The sequence below is a fragment of the Bartonella vinsonii subsp. berkhoffii ATCC 51672 genome (genome assembly GCF_902825225.1).
Classification (GTDB): Bacteria; Pseudomonadota; Alphaproteobacteria; order Rhizobiales; family Rhizobiaceae; genus Bartonella; species Bartonella berkhoffii.
The window spans coordinates 1-415 of record NZ_CADEAK010000229.1 but is presented as its reverse complement, the minus strand read 5'-3'; the positions used below and the strand labels follow the sequence as shown (position 1 = coordinate 415).

1 pseudogene is annotated in these 415 nt (G+C 36.1%); it reads left to right on the top strand.

The annotated features are described in order from the left end of the window. A pseudogene (locus J7R10_RS10150) lies at positions 1-316 on the top strand (hypothetical protein); the annotation flags it as partial. Between the last annotated feature and the right edge of the window lie 99 nt (positions 317-415).

The window sequence follows — 415 nt, the reverse complement described above, 5'->3', positions numbered from 1 at the left end:
GGTTAAAGAGGACATAAATGGCGATTTTTCCGGAAGTCTTGGAGGTATGATATTTGGCAATGATGGTATTTCCCGATTAGCCAAACGATATGGTTTTTTTCATAAAGCAAAGGAAAATTAATCTTTTTATTATTGGTCGGGGCGAAAAACTGAACAGATTTTTTATCCTGCTTTTGGCGTTAAACCGCTTACAGATCCACGTTTAATAGGATTTCATATTCACAGAAAAACGAAGACGACTCAAAGCCCTCAGAAGGGAAGCTATTACCATTGGGCAGTGTCTCGCATTCCTGATGGGGATGATTTATTTCGATAGAGTTATTATGACTATTTTAACCTCTAGGATTTTATCCTTGCTTGAAGAGCATTAATAGTGACTTTCATAAGATATTAGCCTATGGAAAAAACATTGAAT